We start from the raw sequence: 24208 nt of genomic DNA, 5'->3' as shown, positions 1-24208 counted from the left end.
TTACATAAAAAATACATCAGCGACTACGAAATATTGATACTGGGATCTTCTCGCGTCAGCAAAACTCAGTCAAAGCAGCAAAGATCTATACGAACAACACAGTGGCCTTTACGCAAAAACAAAACGCAAAAAAGGCAGCGATATCGCTGCCTTTTTACATTACTTAGATCGTACGCTTTTATGCTTTCGCTTTTTTACGCTTATCAGTGACTTCCCACTTACCGTCAACAAAGAGCGCTGTCCAACCAGATGGTTTGCCATTCTCTTCCGAACGAACGTAGTTCTCTTTTGTTTTGCGACTAAAGCGTACAACTGCAGGACGACCATCAGGATCTTCTTGCGGTGCGGTCGCTAGGTATTTGAACTTCTCAGGTAAACGCTCTTCAAAACGTGCCAGTTCAGCAACCAAAGGAGCACGTGTCTCGCGCGATTTCGGGAAGTTGCTTGCCGCCATAAATAGACCTGAAGCACCATCACGAAGTACGAAATACGCATCTGAGTTTTCACATGGCAACTCGGGGAAATGAACAGGATCTTCTTTCGGGGGCGCGACTTCGCCATTCTTCAAGATCTTACGAGTGTTCTTGCACGTTTCGCTCGTACAATCCATGTATTTACCAAAGCGACCGTTCTTAAGCACCATATCAGAGCCACATTTGTCACATTCAACAACTGGACCATCGTAGCCTTTTACTTTGAACTCGCCGTATTCAACAAGGTAGCCTTCACAGTTCGGGTTATTACCACAAACATGCATCTTACGCTTGTCATCAATCAGGTATGCGTCCATCGCTGTTTCACAGATCGGACAACGCTTTTTAGCACGAAGAGCTGCGGTTTCAACGTCTTCTTCTAGAACGTTAATAATACCTTCTTCGTCACCCAAGTTGATGGTTGTCTTACACCGCTCTTTTGGTGGTAACGCGTAACCTGAACAGCCTAAGAACACACCTGTCGAAGCAGTACGGATGCCCATTGGACGGCTACACGTCGGACACTCGATATCCGTCATGACGATGTGGTTTAACTTCATACCGCCTTCTGACTCATCCAGCTCCGCTTTTTCAAGATCGCCAGTAAAATCAGCAAAGAAGTTGTCTAACACAGCTTTCCAGTTCACTTCACCTTCAGCGATTTGGTCCAATTTCTGTTCCATACGCGCAGTAAAGTCGTAGTTCATCAAATCGTTAAAGCTGTCATCAAGGCGGTCAGTAACAATTTCACCCATTTTTTCAGCGTAGAAACGGCGCTGATCAACTTTCACGTAGCCACGATCTTGAATCGTAGAAATGATCGATGCGTAAGTCGACGGACGACCAATACCTCGTTTCTCCAGCTCTTTAACCAGTGCTGCTTCAGTGTAGCGCGCAGGTGGCTTTGTAAAGTGCTGTTTAGGGTCAAGTGACTCTAAGCTTAGCTTATCGCCAAGTTGTACCGCAGGAAGGATTGTATCCTCGTTTTTGCCCATTGGACGCTGTACACGAGTCCAGCCGTCAAATTTAAGGATACGGCCTTTCGCTTTAAGCGTGTATTCTGCCGCTTTTACACTGATGGTTGTTGAATCGTATTCTGCTGGCGTCATTTGACACGCTACAAACTGATTCCAAATCAAAGCGTAAAGTTTGTGCGCATCAGCATCGACACCTTGCAGGTCTTCCGCCTTAACACCCACATTTGAAGGACGGATCGCTTCGTGCGCTTCCTGTGCCCCTTCTTTGCTACCGTACGTCAATGGTTTCGCTGGCAGGTACTTATCACCAAACTCAGAACCAATAAAGTCACGTACAGCGTCCACAGCCTCGGCACTTAGGTTAGTCGAGTCAGTACGCATGTAAGTGATGTAACCGGCCTCATAGAGGCGCTGAGCTAGCATCATGGTCTTTTTCACGCCGTAGCCCAGACGTGTACTCGCTGCCTGTTGAAGCGTAGAGGTGATGTAAGGTGCAGAAGGCTTGCTCTTTGTAGGACGGTCTTCACGCTTACATACTTCGTAACTTGCATTCTCAAGTACAGACATCGCTGCTTTGGTTTCTGCCTCATTAACTGGCTTAAACGCAGAACCGTCTTTCTGCGCAACAAGCAGTTTAAAGTCCGCTTTGTCTTTCGTTTTCGTATTCGCATGAATGTCCCAGAATTCTTCTGGTACAAACGCGTTAATCTCACGCTCACGCTCAACTAACAATTTCACCGCAACAGACTGCACTCGACCAGCAGATAAGCCACGAGCCACTTTTTTCCAAAGTAAAGGTGAAACCATAAAACCAACGACACGGTCCATGAAGCGACGTGCTTGTTGGGCATTTACACCATCCATGTTCAGCTCGCCAGGTGTCTGGAAAGCTTGTTGGATCGCGTTTTTCGTAATTTCGTTAAAAACTACACGTTTGTATCGCTCTTCATCGCCACCGATGATCTCACGAAGGTGCCATGCGATTGCTTCCCCTTCGCGGTCCAAATCGGTTGCGAGATAAACGCAATCTGCGTCTTTGGCGAGTTTTTGTAGTTCGTTGACAACTTTTTCTTTGCCTGGAAGGATTTGGTAATTCGCTTCCCAGTCATGATATGGGTTAATCCCCATTTTTTTGATCAACGCTTTGCGGTCTTTCTCTTTTTTAACGCGCGCTTTCTCGTCCGGACTCATCCCTTTAGTTGAGATGGCTGCGGCTTTTTTCTCACCAGTGCTTTGACCGGCCGTAGGCAGATCACGCACATGACCAACACTAGACTTAACAATAAAGTCTTTACCAAGGTACTTATTTATCGTCTTTGCCTTGGCTGGTGACTCCACTATAACGAGTGATTTACCCATAACTGACTCTAACGTCCTTCATAATAATGCGGGTAGAAACCTTGTTTAAAGGCCACCCGCATAATGTTCTATTTCATTGCTTCTTTTTTTACTATTGTGCGAGATGAAAAGAAGATCAACTGCTTTTTTGAAATTCAGATCCGATTGGTTGACAATTCATCGTCTTTATACTTCAAAGAGACAGGGTTCTGAAAGGTATTGAGCGGCATATCTAAACAGGCAAACTTAGCATCCGCTAATCCAATGCAATAAATTTTGTTACCCATCACAAAATAGTTTGGTTCAATGCTCTGCCATCTTCCTCCGCATCATGCTTATACTCTAAAAATTGATCTGTTTAGTCTTACTGAACGATTGACTGAATTAATCATGCAAACCCATTTTAGTTGTAGGTATACTCAGCATTCTTAACTAAATAGAATGGTAGAAAGAATATGTCTGATAGAACGTTTATCGAAGAGTTCGACCTTCTTTTGATCGCTAACCAAATCATCCAAGAGCACGATGATTACATCGAGGGAATGCGAGCAACAAGTGTAGAAGAAAAAGAAGGTGTTTTAGTTTTTAAAGGTGAATACTTCCTTGATGACAAAGGTTTACCAACTTCAAATACGACTGCAGTATTCAATATGTTCAAATACTTAGCGCATCACCTTTCTAAGGAATTTACGCTGGTTAAATAGTATTGGGAAACAAAAAAGCCAGAGTGTTATTCACTCTGGCTTTCCTGTTTTAGGTCAGAATATTTAGCAGCTTAAAGCCTTAAGTTTGTCGAAGTAGTCAGGGAACGTTTTCGACGTACACTTTGGATCGTTAATCGTCACAGGCGTATCACTAAGTGCCACCAGCGAAAAACACATCGCCATTCGATGATCATCGTAAGTATCAATCGCAGCATGCTTTAACTGAGAGACAGGTTTGACGATGATGTAGTCTTCCCCTTCTTCCACTTCCGCACCGACTTTACGTAACTCAGTCGCCATAGCTGACAAACGGTCTGTTTCTTTTACACGCCAGTTATAAACGTTACGAATAGCGGTAGTGCCTTCGGCAAATAGCGCTGTTGTCGCGATGGTCATTGCAGCATCAGGGATATGGTTGTAATCCATATCGATGCCTTTCAATTGACCAACACGTGAAATTACGTAGTCATCACCCCATTCAATTTCTGCACCCATTTTTTCAAGCGCATCAGCAAATTGAATATCACCTTGAATGCTGTTTTTACCGATACCCGTTACTTTAACTTCTCCACCTTTGATGGCTGCCGCCGCCAAGAAGTAAGAAGCAGAAGACGCGTCACCTTCAACCAAGAAATCACCTGGAGCGATGTATTGCTGACCGGCTGGAATCACAAACTCTTGATAGTCGTTGTTGATCACATCGACCCCAAACTGCTTCATAATATGCAGGGTGATATCGATATAAGGCTTAGAAACCAAATCGCCTTCGATGTTGATGCGAATTTCACCTTCAGCCAATGGCGCAGACATTAAGAAAGCGGTCAAGAACTGACTTGAAATGGACCCATCGATAGAAACTGTACCTGCTTTTAGGCCAGTACCAATTATTTTGAGAGGTGGAAAGTTCTCGTTTTCCATGTACTCAACGTTCGCACCAGCATCTTTCAGTGCCGTGACAAGGTGACCAATTGGACGCTCTTTCATACGAGGTTCGCCCGTCAGTACATACTCCCCTTCTCCAAGACAAAGAGCCGCAGCTAATGGTCGCATCGCAGTGCCAGCATTGCCGAGAAATAATTCTACTGGTTCTGAGACAGAAAACGGACGCCCAAGGCCTTCAACGAGACATTCTGTTTTATCTTCGGAAAGTTGGTATTGAACGCCTAGTTTAGTCAGCGCATTCAGCATATGACGAATATCATCACTGTCGAGGAGATTAGTAAGGCGAGTTCTGCCTTTAGCAAGAGCAGCAAGTAAAAGAGCTCGATTAGAAACGCTTTTAGAGCCAGGAAGGTTCACTTCCCCTTGAATTTTATTGATAGGTTGTAACGTTAGGCTTTCCATTAAAAGTTGATAATCCTTTGTGCCCTCAACATACGATTTTTTATGAGGGCTAAACAATTCTTCGTGAATTCAGACTACCCAAAAAAACACGACAAAACCAGAGTAAATCGGCGCTAATTTATGAATATCCTCAAGCAGCCTAAAGATACAGAATTAAAGGCATTGCCAGCGATGTAAATAAGAGCGAAAGAAGTACGGCGAAACAGCAAACTATTTCGACTTTATTTGACGATAAGCCAGCCCGACTGTACATGCCTGATTAAGCTTCGTTAGGCTAAAACAACCTAGGGTTAATAAGTGATATCAACCCTGACTCCATCATCAAAATATAAGATACGAACTTCATCCCCTCGACTAAATAACATATTTTTATCAACATCTTGGATGACATTAATTAGCTTATCACCCTTCACTTTGATGAGTAGCTCAACTAACTTATATTCAACCGTGTATTGGTAATTACTTTGGTTTTGAGCAACTGCGGCACCTGCAAGCGCACCCACTGCCGTCGCGACTTCTCTTCCCGTACCGCCACCAAATTGATTACCGACTAAACCACCGATAGTGGCACCAAGTAGTGTCTTCCAACCGTTACTTTTCGATTGAACAACCTCTTGTTGAGTAATATAACGGACAGAGTCAATCTTCCCGTAAACTACTTCATTAACTGGCTTGGCAACATTTCTTTCATAGGCTGCGTTGGCGACAAGTGGTAAAAACAGTATGATCCCAAGCCATACTTTTACGATATTTCTTAACCAGGTCATCATAAACTCCTCTGACTCCAATGTTGGTAACGACTTCTTATGGCTATTTATTTAACTGAACTCGATGAAACGTTCAACTTTCCCTCACCCTATAAAGCACTCAGCGACCCCAATGGTTTGCTGGCTTTTGGTGGTGACTTAAACCCCATGAGAATCCTCAATGGTTACTATCAAGGCATTTTCCCTTGGTATGGTCCTGGTGAACCTATTTTATGGTGGAGCCCTTCTCCGCGCGCTGTGTTTGACCCATTGCAGTTTAAGCCATCTAAAAGTCTCAAAAAATTTCAGCGTAAACATAACTATAAAGTAACACTCAATTTCGCGACAGAAGAAGTGATTAGACTATGTTCTTCAACACGCCCTGTAGAGGAAACATGGCTCAACGAGGAAATGCAAGCTTCCTACATTGAGTTAGCCAAACTTGGTCACTGTCACTCTGTAGAAGTATGGCATGACAACAACCTGATTGGCGGACTATATGGCATCTGCGTGGGCCAACTTTTTTGCGGAGAGTCGATGTTTAGTCTAAAAGATAACGCATCCAAAATTGCATTGTGGTACTTATGCAACCATTTGGCGTCAAAGCAAGGTCAATTAATCGATTGCCAAGTTATGAATTCTCACTTGGCATCACTTGGCGCATTTGAACTTGAGCGTGACGAATTTATGCAAAAACTACTATCTTTAAGAGAAAAGCAAACACTATTTGATGCCTATCAGCCCCAAGTTTTGCAGGATTCAGTATGAGTACGGATATACAACATATTCGAATAGGGTTGACGAATAATCACCCTTGTAGTTATTTGCCTGAACGGCAAGAGCGGGTTGCGGTGGCGCTTGATGAAAGGCTGCATACTGAAGAAAATTACCAGTTGCTCATAGCTAACGGTTTTCGTCGTAGCGGAGATACCATATATAAACCGCATTGCGAGCATTGCACCGCTTGCCAGCCAATTCGAGTCTCGATTCCAGACGTTAGACTATCAAAAAGTCAGAAGAGGCTGCTTAATAAAGCACAGTCTTTACGCTGGGAAATGAAACCTGAAATGGATGAGGAATGGTTTGAGCTTTACAGTCGGTACATCTGCAAACGGCATAAAAACGGCACTATGTACCCACCAAAGCGTGATGAGTTTGCTCGATTTGCTCAAACCAGCTGGCTGACAACGTCGTTTTTACACATTTACGATGAATCAGATCAATTGCTCGCCATTGCAGTGACAGATTTGATGCCACAATGCTCGAGTGCTTTTTATACTTTCTTTGACCCTGACTACGAGTTATCTCTTGGCACGTTAGCAGTGCTTTATCAAATTAAATACTGCCAAGAAAACAAACAACAGTGGCTATATTTGGGATATCAGATTGATGAGTGCCCAGCAATGAGCTACAAAACACGCTTTCAACGCCACCAAAGGCTAGTAAATCAGCGTTGGCGAGGGTAGAATACGCCTCAACTTTACATAATTACTATTTAGCGGCAGAATATAGCCCGCTAATATTGCCTAATTTCTAAAGAGGATTAAATGGCTAAAGAAGACGTAATCGAGATGCAAGGCACAGTCCTTGACACTCTACCAAACACTATGTTCCGTGTTGAACTTGAAAACGGTCACGTTGTGACTGCTCACATCTCTGGCAAGATGCGTAAGAACTACATCCGTATCCTAACGGGTGACAAAGTAACTGTAGAGATGACTCCATACGACCTGTCAAAAGGCCGCATCGTCTTCCGCGCTCGTTAATCTCTGATTTTCGGATGCAATAAAAAACGGAGCAAGCTGCTCCGTTTTTTATTGCACAATTTTTTCCGATTTAGTTCAGATAAAAAAGCGCACGATCTTCTCGTGCGCTTTTGCGTTTGTTACCGAATAACGATTAATGCATCGCTGTCTCTTTCTCACTTAAGTATTCAAACTCAAGCGTATCGTTGACCAGCGTTACTTTCACTGTACCGCCGTCAACTAAAGATCCAAACAACAGTTCGTTAGCTAAAGGCTTCTTAAGCTGTTCTTGGATAACACGCCCCATTGGGCGAGCCCCCATAGCTTTGTCATAACCTTTATGTGCTAACCAATGGCGAGCGTCTTGCGATACTTCCATTGAAACGCCTCTCGCATCAAGTTGCACTTGCAGTTCAACAATGAACTTATCAACCACTTGATGGATAACGCTTTCATCAAGGCTGTTAAACCAGATGATGTTATCAAGACGGTTACGGAACTCAGGAGTAAACACCTTCTTAATTTCCGCCATTGCATCGTGACTGTTGTCTTGTTGAATCAAACCAATTGATTTCTTCTCGGTTTCCGCCACACCTGCGTTAGTTGTCATAACAAGAATGACATTACGGAAGTCTGCTTTGCGACCATTGTTGTCCGTTAGCGTACCGTTATCCATGACTTGCAACAGCAGGTTAAAGATATCAGGGTGCGCTTTTTCAATCTCATCAAGTAATACGACTGAATGTGGGTGCTTAATAACAGCATCAGTTAGCAAACCACCTTGGTCATAACCGACATAACCAGGAGGCGCACCAATTAAGCGACTTACGGAGTGACGCTCACCATACTCAGACATATCAAAACGAAGTAGCTCGATACCTAGAAGCTTAGATAACTGCACCGTCACCTCTGTTTTACCAACCCCTGTTGGGCCTGCAAACAAGAATGAACCAACAGGTTTGTTGTCTACACCTAAACCTGCACGTGTCAGCTTGATCGCCTCGGACAATGCATCAATCGCATTATCTTGACCGAATACCAACATCTTCATTTTGCTATCTAAGTTTTTCAAAATGTCTTTATCTGAAGAAGAAACCGACTTCTCTGGAATTCGCGCCATTTTGGCAACCATTGATTCGATATCAGCCACTCCGACCGTTTTTTTACGACGGCTTGCAGGAGCAAGACGACTACGCGCACCAGCTTCATCAATGACATCAATGGCCTTATCTGGTAGATGGCGTTCATTAATGTATTTAGCCGACAGTTCTACCGCGGCACGCAGTGCTTTATTGGTATAACGTACTTCATGGTGAGCTTCGTACTTCGGCTTCAAACCCATCAAGATTTTAGTTGTATCATCCAATGAAGGCTCTACAACGTCTATCTTTTGGAAACGGCGAGACAACGCACGCTCTTTCTCGAAAATGTTGCTGTATTCTTGGTATGTCGTCGAACCAATACAACGCAACTTACCGCTACTTAAAAGAGGCTTAATAAGATTTGCTGCATCGACTTGACCACCAGATGCCGCGCCTGCACCGATGATGGTATGTATTTCATCGATGAACAAAATGGCATCTTCTTCTTTTTCAAGTTGTTTCAAAATCGCCTTGAAGCGCTTTTCAAAATCACCGCGATATTTGGTACCAGCGAGCAAAGAGCCAATATCTAGTGAATAAATCACGCTGTTTTGAATGACCTCAGGGACCTGCCCTTCGACAATTCGCCATGCAAGACCTTCCGCAATGGCTGTTTTACCAACTCCTGCCTCACCCACTAGTAGTGGATTATTCTTGCGGCGTCGACAAAGTACCTGAATAGTGCGCTCTAACTCTTTATCACGTCCAATGAGTGGGTCGATGTTTCCATCTTTAGCGACTTGATTAAGATTCGTCGCAAAGCTTTCTAGGCGTTCTTCAGAATTAGGCTCTTCAACACTTTCTGAGCTAAACGAGTCTGATGATGAATCCTCACCTGCACCTGATGCTTTAGTAATACCGTGGGAGATGAAATTAACAATATCTAATCGGGAGATGTCATTTTTCTTCAGTAAGTAAGCGGCATGCGACTCTTGTTCACTGAAGATAGCAACAAGCACGTTGGCGCCTGTTACTTCATTACGACCAGACGACTGTACATGAAAGACGGCGCGTTGTAGTACACGTTGAAAACTCAAAGTCGGCTGCGTTTCACGCGTCTCATCACTATCTGGGATAAGAGGCGTAGTTTGATCGATGAAAATATCGAGTTCGTTGCGTAAAGCGTCAAGATCCGCCTTACAAGCTAGAAGGGCTTCCTTAGCTGCATCATTTTCCAACAATGCAAGTAGGAGGTGTTCGACAGTCATAAACTCGTGGCGTTTATCTCGCGCCCGAGCAAATGCACCGTTAAGGCTTGACTCTAGTTCTTTATTTAGCATAAGTACCTCCCGAAAAAACAACTGGGGTTGTTCGAGCAAGTCTTCTTTGTTTACGCTTGCTCCATAGTGCAAAGTAGCGGATGTTCATTTTCCCTTGCGTACATCGTAACTTGCGCTACTTTTGTTTCGGCAATTTCTGCGCTGTATGTGCCGCAAATTGCCTTTCCTTCATAGTGGACCTGAAGCATGATTTGAGTTGCTTTATCAATATCATGTGAGAAAAATCGCTCAAGCACCTCTATGACGAAATCCATAGGTGTATAGTCATCATTATTGAGTACGACATTGTACAGCTTAGGTGGCTGGACTTTCGTACTTTCTCGCTCCAGAAGATCAGAGTCCGGAGTGACCCATTCAAAATTTTTACTCATGGCAATCTAAAGATATCGTATCAAAGGGTTGATGTTTTCGACCTATAAAAACAATCTACCACAAGCGTGCAGCGCGGTGTAGTGAGTTATGGCACCGAATTCGATCTTTGATCGATAAAAGTTGCTACCTAATATAGAGACTAATGCACGTCTTGATACGGCGCAAATAAAAGATGCTTGTCGATAAGTTACACATTTTTTCTTATAAAAGAACTTTCTATTTATTGCTTTCGGACTATTGCAAACCACCCCATCATCTTCTATCTGGATCACACTTCCTCATTGAGAATACGGTAATTATCACGAAAACTTCATTTTTTATTCAGTCAGAGGATTCTTCTCCCATAAGCAACACGGACAGTATGGCTTTTTCAGTATGAGCCACTTCATAGGCAAATTGACTAAACTTCTGCGTATATACGAAAAACTGTTTGCAAATTTGTTAATCTCAAAAGTGATTTGTTTTCAATTATGTTTCTGTTTGTTGCTCACTGCTATTGACTGTCGAAATTCATTGACTACAGTGGAAAGTGTCGATGCATAAATCATCATTTTGAAACTTCTCTTCTTTAAGTGGTTTGATGAATGTGACTTATCATTGATTTGACGTTTGTTGGCATTCGCTGACAATGGTAGTACCAAGTTAAAGGTATAACTTGGTTGCAGTAACAACATCAGTAAAAAATGCATGAGGGATGTAAAGCATGGCTACAGGTACAGTAAAGTGGTTTAACAATGCCAAAGGATTTGGGTTTATTTGTTCAGATGAAGAAGAGGGAGATATCTTTGCCCACTACTCAACTATCCAGATGGACGGTTATCGTACACTGAAAGCAGGCCAACAAGTCTCTTACGAGATTGAAAAAGGTCCCAAAGGCTGTCACGCGAGTAGCGTCGTGCCTCTTGAAGGCCAAGCCAAATAATTAGAGCGCTGTCGAAATATAAAAATATTGCTCTCGAAACGCCACGTTGATGTTTTGAAGAGAAAAATAAACCCGCCAAGATAGCGGGTTTCTTACTATTTAGAGCACGTGTTACAAAAGGAACACTTACAACTCACTTACAGGATAGGAAACACGCCGAAAACGACGTGTTTTTACACTAACTTACTTGTTAATGATTGCGTTAAAGGTTTCGCTTGGACGCATCAATTTAGAAACCAATGCATCGTCTAGTAAGTAGTAACCTCCTAGCTCACCTTTCACGCCTTGCGCATTATTTAGCTCAGCAACGATCGTTTCTTCCTGCTCTGACAGCGCTTTTGCAATTGGTGCAAATTCAGCAGCAAGATCCGCATCATCCGTTTGCTCTGAAAGCGCTTTCGCCCAGTAAAGTGCAAGATAGAAGTGGCTTCCACGGTTATCTAGCTCACCCACTTTACGTGACGGAGATTTGTTGGTGTCTAAAAACTCACCGGTCGCTTTATCTAGTGTATCTGCGAGAACCTGAGCCTTAGGATTGTTTGTCGCTACACTTAAATGCTCTAACGAAGCTGCAAGCGCTAGGAACTCGCCCAAAGAATCCCAACGAAGGTGATTCTCTTTTTCTACTTGTTGAACGTGCTTAGGAGCAGAACCACCAGCGCCTGTTTCAAATAGACCACCACCATTCATCAATGGAACAATAGATAGCATCTTAGCAGACGTACCTAACTCGAGAATTGGGAACAAGTCTGTTAGGTAGTCACGAAGAACATTACCTGTAACAGAGATAGTATCTAGGCCCGCTTTCATACGCTCTAGTGAGTACTTACAAGCTTCAACAGGAGATAGGATCTTAATCTCTAGACCGTCAGTATCGTGATCTGGTAGGTAGGCGTTTACTTTCTTGATGAGCTCAGCATCGTGCGCGCGGTTTTCATCTAGCCAGAATACAGCTGGAACACCTGTTGCACGTGCGCGAGTCACTGCTAGTTTAACCCAATCTTGGATTGGTGCGTCTTTAACCTGACACATACGGAAGATATCACCTTCTTCAACCGCTTGCTCTAACAGTACGTTACCTGAAGCATCAACAACGCGAACAGTACCCGCAGCGTCTAGAATGAATGTCTTGTCGTGAGAACCATACTCTTCAGCTTTCTGAGCCATTAGACCAACGTTAGGTACGCTACCCATAGTGGTTGGATCAAATGCGCCGTGCTCTTTACAGAAATCAATAACCGCTTGGTAAATACCTGCGTAGCTACGATCTGGAATCATCGCTTTGGTGTCTTTTTGTTTACCATCTGGTCCCCACATTTGACCCGAAGAGCGAAGCATTGCTGGCATAGAAGCATCTACAATAATGTCACTTGGTACATGTAAGTTTGTGATACCACGATCAGAGTCAACCATCGCAAGTTCTGGTTGAGTTTGGTAAACCGCTTGAATGGCCGCTTCAATTTCTGCTTTTTGCGCTTCAGGTAGAGACTCAATTTTTGAGTAAACATCACCGATGCCATTGTTTACATCAACACCTAGCTCTTCAAACAGCTTACCGTACTTATCGAAAACGTCTTTGTAGTAAACTTTTACGGCATGGCCGAAAATGACAGGGTCAGAAACTTTCATCATCGTCGCTTTCATATGAAGAGACAGCAGCACGTCTTGTGCTTTCGCTTCAGCAATCTCTTTCTCGAAAAATTCAACCAACGCCTTCTTCTTCATTACTGAAGTATCAATGACTTCTTTATCTAGTAATGGGAACGCAGACTTAAGCTCTTTAACTGTACCATCATTACCGACAAACTCGATTTTGACCTCTGTTGCACCAGAGATAGTTGTAGACTTTTCGCTACCAAAGAAGTCATTGTCTGACATGCTCGCAACATGAGACTTAGATTCTGCTGACCATGCACCCATTGAGTGTGGGTTTTTCTTCGCGTAGTTCTTAACCGAAGTCGGTGCACGACGGTCTGAGTTACCTTCACGAAGTACTGGGTTAACCGCACTACCTTTGATTTTGTCGTAAGCCGCTTTAATCGCTTTCTCTTCGTACGTGCTCGGCTCTTCTGGGTAGTTTGGTAAATCGTAACCTTTCGCCTGAAGCTCTTTAATCGCCGCTTTAAGCTGAGGAACTGAAGCTGAAATGTTAGGTAGCTTGATGATATTTGCTTCTGGAGTTTGAGCTAGTTCACCAAGCTCAGTCAACGCATCGCCAATGCGCTGTTCTTCTTTTAGATGCTCTGGGAAGTTAGCGATAATTCGACCTGCTAGTGAAATATCACGAGTATCTACATTGATGCCAGACGATGCTGTGAATGATTGAATGATTGGTAGTAATGAATAAGTTGCTAGCGCCGGCGCTTCATCAGTGATGGTGTAGATAATTGTAGGTTTTTCTGTAGGCATGAAATTTCCCTATTTTTTAATCAACTTGTTGGCTGATCAACTCAGCGTCTGAGTTGGTTTAATTGACGCATTGCTGCACGTTAGCAGTACATGTCTCCTCACTAACGCCACATGCGGTTCGCACTCTTTGTTGTAGTTTGAAGCTCTAAGCTCTGAATCCATGAGTGCACTGATATAATTAAACAAATAACACGAATTAGTCTATCATTCTGTGCGCGTTTGTTAGTTTTAGGCGCGCAAATCATATCCGATCATGAGAAAACTTAAAACTTTCAAACACAGTTCATTTACATTTTTGCAGGGTAGTTAACATGTCATCTCGTACAGGTCAGGAAAAAGGTCGTAGTCGTAACCAGTCTAAAACGGGCCATTTTAAACACTCAGGAGCTCGCAATGGCTCGAAGACTCGTACTCAGCAAGACCGCCGCCCTAATCGTCCAACAAAAAGCCAAAAGCCAAAAGTGGCCCCTAAAGATCGTAAAGTCATTATTTTCAATAAGCCTTACGATACGCTCAGTCAATTTACCGATGGCGATGGTCGCAAAACGTTAGCGGACTATATCCCAATCAAAAATGTCTATGCGGCTGGCCGATTGGACCGAGACAGCGAAGGTTTGATGGTACTCACTAACGATGGCATCTTGCAGGCGAAGCTAACGCAGCCAAAGTCAAAATCGCCGAAGACTTATTGGGTTCAAGTTGATGGCGCTCCTCAGGAGCAAGATCTTGAAAAATTGAGAAAGGGAGTAGAGCTAAAAGATGGTATGACTCTACCAGCCGAAGTTGAAGTTATTCCAGAACCACAAGTCTGGGACAGAACGCCTCCGGTTCGTTTTCGCGCAAATATCCCTACCACTTGGTTAGCCATTACCATTATTGAAGGAAGAAATCGTCAGGTGCGTCGCATGACTGCGCACATTGGCTTCCCTACTTTGCGCCTCATTCGTCATTCGATGGGTGATATCGTCCTTAACGACCTAATGCCTGGTGAATGGAGAGAAATCTCTCTCTAATAAGCAGAAAAGATAAAAGCAGGCTTAAAGCCTGCTTTTTAGATTCGTACTTTTTCAGTTAAGCCCTATCTAATGAACTAAGGGATTACTGCTCAGCAAGCCAGTTTTTAAATGCCTCTTTTTCCGCCGGAGACGCTTTCTGGTACATAGTTTTTAATACATCAACCATTGGGCTGTCGTTCGATGCGGCTGTTGAACGGGTATCACTAGTCTCAACTCGAGGCTCGATATCACTTACTGATTGTTGATGCTGATTCACAGTTACATAACTAACGGCAACACTCGCGATACCGCCAGCAATATTGTAGTTGCGAGATTCTTGAGGGTAATTACGACCAATTTGAACACCATCTGACTCTAATACATCTTCGACCAAAGCAATAGGTTGGCCTTTGGTATCCAGTAATTGCCAATCTAGAGGCGAGATGTTGTTTTGCGCTTGGCGAAGAGTTTTAAACTCTGGCAGTTCAAACATTAGCTTTTCGCTTTCAGCATCAAATTTAGCAACGATTACATCACTGTAAACCGTCTTAAGGTTTTCGTTAATTTCGAATGTAGGTTGATATTTGAAGACAATTTGATTCGTTCCGTCAGGTAGTTCGATTGTCTTCTCACTAGAAAAAAGACCACCTTCTAGATCTGGCTTCTCCATGTTGACGGCCAATAACTTCACGTCTTCTGGAACCACTAAAGTCGTTGCAGCGTAGAGGTTTGTACTGGCAAAAATAGACAGTGCCATTGCCACTTTTAATGATAACTGCATAGAATTTTTCATCCTTATCTTCATAGTAAAAGACCCAGCATATAGCTGGGTCTTACAATATCAAACTGGGTATTGATTACCAGTAGAAACGAGCACCAACACCGAAGTTAGTTGCATCGTCTGTGTCTTTGTTGTCGAAGTCAGTACCTTCGAAAGTGTAACCCGCTTCTGCGAATACACGTGCCCATTTAGAGAACTTGTATTCAACACCAGCGTAGAACCAAGAAGAGTCTGCGTCTACTTTACCTGCTTCGTCAGTAGACTGAGCTAGGTACTCGTAACCAGAGTATAGAGTTGTTTTAGGAGCAACAGCGAACATACCAGCTACAACGATGTAGTGTGAATCAACTGTTGATTTACCTAGCTTATCTTCGTTTTCGTTGTAGTAGTACGTAGCACCTAGAGTGTGCTCGTTTAGTGCGTACTCAGCAGTTACTTCAAAAGATAGGTTTTCGTTATCAGTACGCTCTGTGTGAGAAACTGTTTGCTCTACACCATTAAGAACTAGTTTTTTCTCTTTAGTTACGTTGATGTCGTTGTTCGCAGTAAGTACACCAGCGTGTAGAGATAGGTCGTTGAAAGATTTACCAACGAATACTTCTAGTACTTCTTCGTTAGAATCTTTTTCGCCTAGCGCGTAACCAGCTTTTAGCCAGAACGCGTCATTTTCGTAAGCGTATTTGATTTGAGAATCGTTGTTCCAAGCATGACCGTATGCAGTTTCCGCTGCGTTACCACCGAAGAAGTAAGAGTAATCTGCGAAGTATACGTCATCAGCCCAAGTACCTTCTTTACCGAAGCGAAGAGTACCCATATCACCCATATCAAAACCGATGATGTGGCGACGTACGTATACAGAGTCATCTGTACGCTCGCTTGAATCAGCACCTGCGTCGTAGTTGTCACCTAGAGCAACACCGATTTCAACTTCACCCAGAACTTTTAGGCTTTCGTCAACAACGTAAACCGCGTTCACACCAGTACGAGAAGAGCTAGTGTTTAGCTCTGCTGTGTGATCAGTTTTTTCTGTGAATAGAAGAGTTGGACGTAGCTGACCGTAGAAATCTACAGAACCTTCTTCAGATTTGAATACTTCAGCTGCGTTCACTGAAGTTGCAGACGCAACTACAGCTAGTGCTAATAGAGTTTTTTTCATAATTAATCCACTGCCTTTTCTTAGTTCGGGATATCCTTGTCCGGTTCCCTTTTTTTATATGTTTGAGGTAGAGCGTTAACAAAACGTTATACAGCACCTCCTCAAAATCTGGAGCTAAGAGTGCAAAAGATTATTCTGGCTGTCAAATTTTCTAAATACCAATGTAAAAAAAACAAAATACCATTACAAAACAACAACTTGATAAGATTACCTTTATTTATTCGACGAACATCTAACCAATCTCCATTATTATTTGTAATTTACAAAATTATTAACAAATGGTTTTTTAATCCAATAAGTAAATTTAAAAAAAACAAAAAAAGAATAAAAACCTACAAATCAGACAAAGTTGGAGTTTTATATTTTTCATATAATGAAATTAATTTCATTAAGATAAGGTTCAATATTTTTTTGTGAAGGAGATCTACATTCCTTATAAAAGCATTCCGTTTTGTGAACTACTGTACAACTAGTGATGTGTGCTACTATTCGCCTCCAACGCATTTGAGGCCCGTATGCTGACCAGTAACATTCAAAAATCGATTCGTAATAGCTATCAAAACCTTCAAGATCAACTTGATAACTTTGTGCCTAGAAGAGCACAAAACTACCTTGTTGCAGAGATTGCAAAAACGCTGTGCGGTCAGTATCACAAATCTAACCGAATACTCGTTGCAGAAGCAGGGACTGGAATTGGTAAATCGCTCTCCTATCTAATGGCGACCATTCCCGTGGCTGTACATAACAATAGAAAAGTGGTTATCTCAACGGCGACCGTCGCTCTGCAAGAGCAGCTCATAAATAAAGACCTCCCTCTTTTTCGTCGGATTACCGACCGAGAGTTTTCTTTTATTTTGGCAAAAGGCCGTCAACGCTATTGTTGTGCAGAAAAGCTCGCTACTGCTAGCGGTGCTGATGGTGGCCAGTTAGCCATGTTTGAAACCAAACCTAAGCAAAAAGATATAGAGCTGTTAGAAACAATGCATCGCTCTCTTGCGCAAGGTAAATGGGACGGTGACCGTGATTCTTGGCCTAAACCCATCGACGATAAGCTTTGGCAACTGATTGTCAGTGATAAACACAGTTGCAATAACAGTTTACCAGGCCACCGCGGCTGCCCATTCCAAAAAGCGCGCTCAGAGTTGGATAAAAACGATGTCATCATTGCTAACCACTCTCTCGTCATGGCAGACGCAGATTTAGGTGGCGGCGTGATTTTACCTGAGCCAGAAAATACGATATACGTCTTCGACGAGGCACATCACTTACCTCACGTCGCTCGTGACCATGCTTCAGCATCTGCGAGTTTAAAAGGTGCGGCAGCATGGCTTGAGAAGTTAAATCAGTCGATTAGTAAGTTTTCATCACTCGCAGACGAGAAACGCGTAGCTCGATTTCGCAACGACCTTCAAGACGCGGTTCAGAACTTGATACCGGCACTGACTCAATTGCCCAAACAGTTCGACCCGGCTCAATTTGAAGAGGGTATCTACCGCTTCGAACACGGTGAACTACCAGAATGGCTAGAGAACCAATCCAAAGAACTAAAACAGTTCAGTAAAAAAGCAAATCAGAGTGTGGCAAAAATTGCCGACCTTATTGCGGAAAGAGTAAAGGACGGGGAGCTTGCGACAAGGTTGGCTGAACCAGCGCTTGCAGAGCTCGGTTTCTACATTCAAAGGTTAGAAAACCTAGCGCAAGTATGGCATTTAATGGCTGAACCAACTCGTGAAAAAGGTGCGCCTTTAGCTCGCTGGTTAGAAACCCACCCCGATCGCGAGGGTGATTTCATTGTGAGTGTTTCGCCACTTGAAATTGGATGGCAACTCGACCAACAGATTTGGAGCAGATGTATTAGCGCCATTTTGGTTTCCGCAACGATGCGTGCATTAAACTCTTTCCATTACTTTTGCCATCAGGTTGGTATTGATGGAAAACCAGAATCAGGCACTCAGTTTTTAGCGCTTGCGTCACCATTCGATTACCAAAACCAGGCAGAATTACTCATCCCTGCGATGAAATATGAACCACCAGCGCCTCAATTTACTGAATATCTTATTGAGATCTTGCCTAAGTACTTGGAAGACAAGAAAGCCAACTTAGTATTATTCTCATCCTATTGGCAGATGAACCAAGTCGCGAAGGCACTCTCTTCGGAGTTCATAAAAAAAGGCTGGGCGTTGCAAGTTCAAGGTGAAAGCTCACGTCAAGAAATTCTAAAAAAACATAAAAAGTTAATAGAATCAAATAAAACCAGCGTCTTATTTGGTACTGGCAGTTTCTCTGAGGGGCTAGACTTACCTGGCGAATTACTTGAAAACTTGGTGATTACAAAAATTCCATTTGGCGTTCCAACCTCCCCTGTTGAGCAGGCTCATTCCGAATACATTGAGAAAAAAGGAGGAAACCCGTTTATGCAAATAACTGTACCAGACGCAAGCAAAAAGCTGATCCAGAGCGTAGGTCGCTTACTGCGTAAAGAGAGAGATTCTGGTAGAGTAACGATTCTTGATCGACGCCTAGTCACTAAGCGATACGGACAAGCCTTAATCGACTCACTACCTCCATTTAAACGTAAAATAGAATATTAGAAGAATCACCATTTATGGAAATGATTGAGCCAACCATGCTGTTGGTGTTGGCGCTTGTCGCTTTTGTCGCAGGATTTATTGATGCAGTTGCCGGTGGTGGTGGCATGCTTACCGTACCTGCTCTACTTTCGCTAGGCTTGCCGCCTCATATTGCACTAGGCACCAATAAACTTGCCGCTACCTTTGCTTCTTCTACTGCAGCATTTACGTACTACAAAAAACGTCTATTCAAACCTCAATGCTGGAGGCGTGCATTCGTGGCAACACTCGTCGGAGCGACATTAGGTACGCTATTTGTAGATGCGATTAGTACGGATTGGCTGGAAAAAGGATTGCCGCTTGTTATTTTGGCGGCAGCGTTGTATACCGTTTTTCATAAAACACCCCACTCTGCTCATCAAAGTCCAATACCCGAGCCTTGCCCAAAACTTCATAAAAAACAGTACATGCAAGGCTTATCCATAGGATTCTACGACGGACTCGCAGGGCCTGGAACTGGGGCTTTTTGGACAGTAAGTTCAATGGCGCTGTACCGGCTGAATATCTTGCTCGCCTCTGGCTTAGCAAAAGCAATGAACTTTACCAGTAACTTTACCTCTTTGATCACTTTTGCATTCCTCGGACATATCAACTGGGTGCTAGGCTTAACAATGGGAGTATGTTTAATGGCTGGTGCTTTTGTTGGCGCGCACTCCGCTATTAGATTTGGTTCTAAATTCATTCGTCCTGTATTTGTTACTGTCGTCAGCATACTAGCTATTAAATTGGCTTATGACGCATGGTTTGTAGGTTTGTCATGAACATTTCTCAACTCCAGGAAAATCTAGAACAAATGGCGAAGCAAGCCGCTGTTCTTGACCGTCAAAGAGGCGAACATCATGTTCCGCTTTTTGATGAGCGTTTATTTGGTTGCCGCTCTCGCTTACTTACTCCTTGCGTAAAAGAAGCAAAAGCCACGCTGGATGCGATTGTGCGTGAGCAAAATGAAGGTAAGCTCACCGCTTTGCGTGCTGAGTACCTCACTGAACGGTTAGTGGCGCAAATCGGTGCGATTCAACGCGAGATTTCTACCACTAAAATTCGTAAGAATGAAATCAAACATAGCAGCCATTTCCGTAAGCCTATCAACGTGCTTTATCAGGAGCTCGCTCAACATCAAGAGTGGGCAAGACGCTTGCGCGAGATGGTGTTAGAAAAAGAACGTGCTGTCGAAAGCGCTCCTAGTTTTATGCGTGCCGACGCTCAAAAAGTATTACTAGCAACCGAGCAACGTTTAGCGCGTTGTGAAGCAGCACTTCTTAAGCTAGAGAACCAAATTACACATAGGGAAAAACATCAATAATGGCTGATCAACCAACCTCGCCTTTAGATGACGCACCTGAAGAGATCAAACTGGCTGTCGATTTAATCTATTTGCTTGAGAGCAATGAGATAGATCCAGAAGTTGCGCTTAACGCTTTAAAGATCGTGCAAAACGACTTAGAAAACAAATTAAAAGCAAAGTAGCTCAGAGCGTTTCACTCCTTTCACCGAGACTCGTTTTCAGTGCTCTTACACAATGATACTATTCATACAAAAGTACGCCCCAAAAAGGATAAATAATGAAAGTAATCAGCTTTAACATCAATGGACTACGTGCGCGACTGCACCAACTCCAAGCGCTAATCGACAAACACCAACCTGATGTGATTGGTCTTCAGGAAATTAAAGTTCACGATGAAGCATTCCCGATTGAAGCTGTCGAAGCCATGGGCTACAAAGTGTATTTTCATGGTCAAAAAGCACATTACGGCGTAGCAATGCTTTGTAAGCAAGAGCCTCTACACGTACAAAAAGGGTTCCCGACGGATAACGAGGAACATCAAAAGCGCATGATCATGGCAACGTTTTTAAATGAAAACGGCGAAAAGGTCACTGTGCTAAACGGCTATTTCCCTCAAGGGGATAACATCAGCCACGAAACCAAATTCCCATACAAGCGCCAATTCTATAAAGATCTGATGACCTACCTAAACGATCATCACAATAACGACGAGCAATTGATTGTTATGGGTGACATCAACATCAGCCCTATTGATGCAGATATCGGTATCGGCGAGCCAAACCGTAAACGTTGGCTAAAAACAGGTAAATGTTCATTCCAACCTGAAGAGCGCGAATGGTTGAAAACCTTACTAGACTGGGGCTTTGTGGACACCTTCCGTAAGCTATACCCAGAGGTGAACGATCAATTTTCGTGGTTTGACTACCGTTCTCGCGGTTTTGATGATAACCGTGGCCTACGAATTGATGTCATTTTGGCAACCCCTTCTCTAGCGGAAAAGTGTATTGAATCTGGTATCGACTATGAGCTTCGTGGTATCGAGAAGCCTTCAGATCACGCACCAATCTGGTCGACATTTAAGTAATTTATTGCAAAGCTATAAGCGAGACTCAACGCTAAGCTTAGTCCAATAAAAAGGGAGACTCAGTCTCCCTTTTTCATACAAATTACTATTTAATCACTGATTCAGCGGCCAAACCGTTTGACCATCAATAGTTATCGGTGTTTGAGCAAATTCGTTCAGACAGTAGCCGGTATTGCTGCTTGCAAAGTAAGTGAGCGGCATCGGCGGTAGATTCAGCGCCATAACCTGCTGTTTCGCTTTTTCTGTGAACGAGAAGCCCCACATATCTAAATAGCTCGTCATGTCTCGCTGAGAGATGTAGCTCAGAGCAATAAGCAACCAGTCGTTGTTTGAGATGCTATTTGCTTCTTCCCGAGAGTAGTTGGCGAAACCAATACTCAATCGTCTCTCATCCCAAAGCGCATCGTCCGATTTTAAGCGGTTAAACTCACGTTCAATCAGGTGCAAGCGCGCCAATAAATGCCAACCATTTTTAAGCACACCTTCATGCTGCGCCGCCATCATCATTTGAATGTAAACACGAGCGCCCCAACTCCAACTGGTTTGATTTTGCGCAGCCATGTATGCGTTTGGATCCGCTTGAGTTCGACTAGCTTGCAATAATTCAAACTGGCCTTTGAAATCCAAGCTTTGGCAAGTTGAAACTTTCCCCGTATTCTGGAAAAAACGAGACTTACTATAATACGAGTAGTAATTGGTCGTTGAATGCCCTTCCCAGCCTGAAAATCGGAATCGACCTTTTTCTAAACCATGGCCAAGCTCATGTAAATCACCGTGACCGAGTGGGCTGAATGACCAATAAGCATCGTAAGGGTTACCCGAACAACCATAACCACACGTCGCTTGGTCGGCGTTCATGTGCTTCACTATATCAATATTGGCGATTTCCCAACCTTGGTTTTGGGCGTATTGAATAATTTCAGGCACTTCATCTATGCCCGGCCCTTGGAAACCTGCCAGCACATGCGGGTAGTTGTGAACATATTCTTCTGTTGCAAGCGCCATTTCCGAAGGGGTAGACCACATTTCATCGTTGACCGACTCCAACATTTTGTCGCGCTTTGAGTGTACTTCAAACCCAGGAGTGATCAGCTCAGCCCAATCGAATAAATTGGCTTCTAACTGTTGAATAAAAGCGTCGTTGTCCTTCTCACTTCTCCAAACTGGATGCTGTGCCACATGATTAAATTTCAGTTCAACCGGAACATCATTTTTGTCAAAGTGAACCTGTACTGGACCACCATAAGGAGAAGTCAGCGTGATGGTTTCACCCGGCTTCACTTCATAGCCGAATGAAGTCAGCAGTTTTGGTCGCGTGTATCCATCTTTGCTGAACTCATGAGTTGCACCATTTCTTAAAGTGTTGATGACAATCTTAGTCGCCACATCATTGCTGTCATTACGTTTAACCGTAAAGGTTTCCCCAGGAAGCGCATACACACCAGCCGAACGGAAGTTACGCTTTGATTCCATATTAATCGTTGCACTGATTCTCTTTATGTCAGGGCTAAACTCACTACGGCTGAAGTTCCCCATATTTGGTTGTTTTGGGTTTACGCTTCGGCTGTTGTATTGCACGTAATCGGCAAAGTACGACTTTAGGAATTCGGTCGTTTGGGTTGATTGTTTGTCCATCGGGAAGACAACCGTTTGACGATAATGATCAGCCAGCAATACCATGAGTTTTTCGTATTGGTAGCCGTTTTGATTAAACAAATCTACTTTTTGTTCATCAAGCTTTTGCAACCAATGGCGAATGCTGTTTGCCCCTACATAAAATTGACTGTCCATATTCGCAGTGTCAGGACAAGATTTGTCATCACACTTTGACAAGTCAACGTTGAAATTTTGAGATTCAAAACGAGACAACAGCGCTTGTTGTGTGATGACAGAGTCCGGCACAACGTTCATCAACGATGAAGGTTCCCAGTCGACCAAGCCTAACTTACGCCAATAGTTATCTCCCACATAATCAACATGGAATTTTTCCAAAATGTCTTGGCCAAGATAAGTTAGTCCTCCATCCCAATGCAGGTATAGAACAGGAATTTGGGCTTGCTCAGCGTATTCCAAAGCTTCGAGTACTGGTTTGTTGGTATCTCCAGATTGCAGATGCTGTGACAAGATCAATAAGTTTGGAGTATTGGTTTGCAAGCAGCTAAGTAGCTTCGAACCATCGCATAGGTTGGCCTCGTTAAACGCCAGCTCTTGTGAAACATTGTCTTTCAGCCAATTCCGAGTCGCTTGCTCATCCGGAAAGTAATAAGACTGATCCATTTGCGCGATGACGACGTTTGAAGTAACTCCGCCCGACAACCAAGTGACCAGGTTACTTAACCATTGCGTCATCGCTGCGTTGGAAGAGTCGGGAAAACGTTGTGCCGTTCTAAATGGGTTACTACCTAATAGTGCGTAACGTTGACCATTAGACTTTTCCCCGGCAACGCCAATTGACAGAGCTTGATCTTTGTAACCGCTTGCCATGGCCTTATTGGTCATCAAGATGGTGTCGTTGAAGCCATACTGAGGTGCCAAGATCGCGGCATCATGGGTTGGATCCCAATAAAGACCTGAAAGGTTTTTCGCAATTGCAGATTTGATCGTATTCGACTGCATCTTGTGAGCTTCTACAACCTGACGACTTTTACGAATGAATTCGCTCGGGTCAGAAACGAGCAGTGCATTACCAGTTTCAAGAGCTTGTTGAACTGGAGCTGGCGTTGGTTTTACTTGAGCATTAGGTTGTGATTCTCCCTCTCCCCCACCACATCCTGTGGCTAAGGCGGCAATGCCCAACGATAGAATTGTTTTTTTCATTTTTACTT

Annotated in this window: 20 protein-coding genes; 11 read left to right on the top strand and 9 right to left on the bottom strand. The window is 43.4% G+C overall.

The annotated features are described in order from the left end of the window. Window positions 1-178 precede the first annotated feature (178 nt). Window positions 179-2809 (bottom strand): type I DNA topoisomerase, encoded by a 2631-nt coding sequence (gene topA, locus R7Z50_RS03895; RefSeq protein WP_213965357.1) that lies wholly within the window; start codon window positions 2807-2809, stop codon window positions 179-181. Between the two features lie 434 nt (window positions 2810-3243). Between topA and R7Z50_RS03890 the strand changes: the two genes are divergently transcribed. Then, window positions 3244-3492 (top strand): YciN family protein, encoded by a 249-nt coding sequence (locus tag R7Z50_RS03890; protein ID WP_005387884.1) that lies wholly within the window; start codon window positions 3244-3246, stop codon window positions 3490-3492. A 63-nt stretch (window positions 3493-3555) separates the two neighbouring features. Here R7Z50_RS03890 and aroA read toward each other — a convergent pair whose 3' ends face one another. Together aroA and R7Z50_RS03880 are read right to left on the bottom strand one after the other, a co-directional pair. Next, on the bottom strand, window positions 3556-4836 hold the full coding sequence (aroA, locus tag R7Z50_RS03885) for a 3-phosphoshikimate 1-carboxyvinyltransferase (protein WP_005387883.1): 1281 nt from the start codon (window positions 4834-4836) through the stop codon (window positions 3556-3558). 290 nt (window positions 4837-5126) lie between these two features. Beyond that, entirely contained in the window at window positions 5127-5603 is a 477-nt protein-coding gene (locus R7Z50_RS03880) for a glycine zipper 2TM domain-containing protein (protein WP_005378348.1), read from the bottom strand. A 39-nt stretch (window positions 5604-5642) separates the two neighbouring features. Between R7Z50_RS03880 and aat the strand changes: the two genes are divergently transcribed. The 3 genes from aat to infA all read left to right on the top strand — a co-directional run bounded on the left by aat (window position 5643) and on the right by infA (window position 7348). Then, on the top strand, window positions 5643-6350 hold the full coding sequence (gene aat / locus R7Z50_RS03875) for a leucyl/phenylalanyl-tRNA--protein transferase (protein ID WP_182038218.1): 708 nt from the start codon (window positions 5643-5645) through the stop codon (window positions 6348-6350). Next, a complete protein-coding gene (locus R7Z50_RS03870) occupies window positions 6347-7048 on the top strand; it encodes an arginyltransferase (protein WP_213965358.1) in 702 nt (233 codons plus the stop codon). Before aat ends, R7Z50_RS03870 begins: the two co-directional genes overlap by 4 nt. Window positions 7049-7129: 81 nt before the next feature. Then, window positions 7130-7348 (top strand): translation initiation factor IF-1, encoded by a 219-nt coding sequence (gene infA / locus R7Z50_RS03865; protein WP_001040192.1) that lies wholly within the window; start codon window positions 7130-7132, stop codon window positions 7346-7348. A 133-nt stretch (window positions 7349-7481) separates the two neighbouring features. Here infA and clpA read toward each other — a convergent pair whose 3' ends face one another. Together clpA and clpS are read right to left on the bottom strand one after the other, a co-directional pair. Beyond that, on the bottom strand, window positions 7482-9749 hold the full coding sequence (gene clpA, locus R7Z50_RS03860; protein WP_005387879.1) for an ATP-dependent Clp protease ATP-binding subunit ClpA: 2268 nt from the start codon (window positions 9747-9749) through the stop codon (window positions 7482-7484). Window positions 9750-9799: 50 nt separating this feature from the next. Further along, complete coding sequence (gene clpS / locus R7Z50_RS03855) at window positions 9800-10120, bottom strand: ATP-dependent Clp protease adapter ClpS (protein WP_005378419.1); 321 nt, start codon at window positions 10118-10120, stop codon at window positions 9800-9802. 704 nt (window positions 10121-10824) lie between these two features. Here clpS and cspD point away from each other — a divergent pair. Continuing rightward, window positions 10825-11043 carry a cold shock domain-containing protein CspD gene (gene cspD / locus R7Z50_RS03850; RefSeq protein ID WP_005378407.1) on the top strand — a complete coding sequence of 73 codons (219 nt, stop codon included), beginning with the start codon at window positions 10825-10827 and terminating at the stop codon, window positions 11041-11043. Window positions 11044-11226: 183 nt separating this feature from the next. Here the strand turns inward: cspD and R7Z50_RS03845 are convergent, their stop codons facing one another. Beyond that, complete coding sequence (locus R7Z50_RS03845; protein ID WP_005378404.1) at window positions 11227-13452, bottom strand: NADP-dependent isocitrate dehydrogenase; 2226 nt, start codon at window positions 13450-13452, stop codon at window positions 11227-11229. Window positions 13453-13763: 311 nt separating this feature from the next. Between R7Z50_RS03845 and R7Z50_RS03840 the strand changes: the two genes are divergently transcribed. Then, window positions 13764-14465, top strand: coding sequence for a pseudouridine synthase (locus R7Z50_RS03840; RefSeq protein ID WP_005387874.1), 702 nt, complete (start codon window positions 13764-13766; stop codon window positions 14463-14465). Window positions 14466-14550: 85 nt separating this feature from the next. On the opposite strand, the gene R7Z50_RS03835 is transcribed toward R7Z50_RS03840, so the two are convergent. Both R7Z50_RS03835 and R7Z50_RS03830 read right to left on the bottom strand, forming a co-directional pair. Further along, window positions 14551-15228: a DUF2057 family protein gene (locus R7Z50_RS03835; RefSeq protein WP_130546618.1), complete on the bottom strand. Its 678-nt coding sequence runs from the start codon at window positions 15226-15228 to the stop codon at window positions 14551-14553. Window positions 15229-15304: 76 nt separating this feature from the next. Then, entirely contained in the window at window positions 15305-16384 is a 1080-nt protein-coding gene (locus R7Z50_RS03830) for a porin (RefSeq protein ID WP_005378424.1), read from the bottom strand. A gap of 515 nt (window positions 16385-16899) precedes the next feature. Here R7Z50_RS03830 and dinG point away from each other — a divergent pair. The 5 genes from dinG to xthA all read left to right on the top strand — a co-directional run bounded on the left by dinG (window position 16900) and on the right by xthA (window position 21383). Beyond that, window positions 16900-18975, top strand: coding sequence for an ATP-dependent DNA helicase DinG (gene dinG, locus R7Z50_RS03825; protein WP_285399667.1), 2076 nt, complete (start codon window positions 16900-16902; stop codon window positions 18973-18975). A gap of 14 nt (window positions 18976-18989) precedes the next feature. Continuing rightward, window positions 18990-19775, top strand: a complete 786-nt coding sequence (locus R7Z50_RS03820) for a sulfite exporter TauE/SafE family protein (protein ID WP_005387866.1) — start codon at window positions 18990-18992, stop codon at window positions 19773-19775. Next, window positions 19772-20317: a primosomal replication protein gene (locus R7Z50_RS03815; protein WP_005378431.1), complete on the top strand. Its 546-nt coding sequence runs from the start codon at window positions 19772-19774 to the stop codon at window positions 20315-20317. The genes R7Z50_RS03820 and R7Z50_RS03815 overlap by 4 nt, the downstream gene beginning before the upstream one ends. Next, window positions 20317-20481, top strand: coding sequence for a pleiotropic regulatory protein RsmS (rsmS, locus tag R7Z50_RS03810; protein ID WP_005378432.1), 165 nt, complete (start codon window positions 20317-20319; stop codon window positions 20479-20481). The genes R7Z50_RS03815 and rsmS overlap by 1 nt, the downstream gene beginning before the upstream one ends. A gap of 95 nt (window positions 20482-20576) precedes the next feature. Next, complete coding sequence (gene xthA, locus R7Z50_RS03805) at window positions 20577-21383, top strand: exodeoxyribonuclease III (protein WP_005378433.1); 807 nt, start codon at window positions 20577-20579, stop codon at window positions 21381-21383. Window positions 21384-21476: 93 nt separating this feature from the next. On the opposite strand, the gene R7Z50_RS03800 is transcribed toward xthA, so the two are convergent. Continuing rightward, window positions 21477-24200 (bottom strand): ImpA family metalloprotease, encoded by a 2724-nt coding sequence (locus R7Z50_RS03800; RefSeq protein WP_170897177.1) that lies wholly within the window; start codon window positions 24198-24200, stop codon window positions 21477-21479. Window positions 24201-24208 lie beyond the last annotated feature (8 nt).

It is taken from the genome of Vibrio sp. 1249-1, from assembly GCF_033340495.1.
The sequence above is the reverse complement of the archived record's forward strand: the minus strand, read 5'-3'. Positions and strand labels throughout refer to the sequence as shown.